Source organism: Clostridium sp. ZBS15, from assembly GCF_023845705.1.
Classification (GTDB): domain Bacteria; phylum Bacillota; class Clostridia; order Clostridiales; family Clostridiaceae; genus Clostridium; species Clostridium aquiflavi.
Map to the genome: position 1 here is coordinate 1 of NZ_JAMQHY010000158.1, position 431 is coordinate 431.

Consider the following 431-nt stretch of genomic DNA (forward strand, 5'->3'; position numbering starts at 1 on the left):
TTGTTGTCGATTTCCACCCAGCCATCGTTCGCATAGTACGTCAGTGCCGGCCACTGGTTAAGTGCGTACGCGAACGCCTTCGCCAACTCTGAGTGTCGCGACAGGGACTTCATCTTTTCACGCAACCAGCTTTCCAGGGATTTCAACAACGGTTTCGTTTTTCGCTGACGTTCAGCAAGCCGCTGCTCTGCCGGCATTCCCCTTATATCCGCCTCTATGGCGTACAACTGACCGATCTGCTCCAGGGCTTCTTCCGTCAGTGCTGACGGGATGCGGACGTGCACATCGTGGATCTTTCGGCGGGCATGAGCCCAGCAGGCAGCTTCCGTTATCCCACCATTGCGATACAGCTCGTTGAACCCGGCGTACGCATCCGCTTGCAGCACACCGCTGAAGCAGGCAAGATGAGTCTGCGGATGGATGCCTTTTCT

Annotated in this window: 1 protein-coding gene; it reads right to left on the reverse strand. The window is 56.4% G+C overall.

Annotated elements, in window-relative coordinates:
* Positions 1 to 431 (reverse strand): IS66 family transposase (locus tag NG904_RS16880; protein ID WP_252232882.1); only part of this gene is annotated, 431 nt, incomplete at both ends.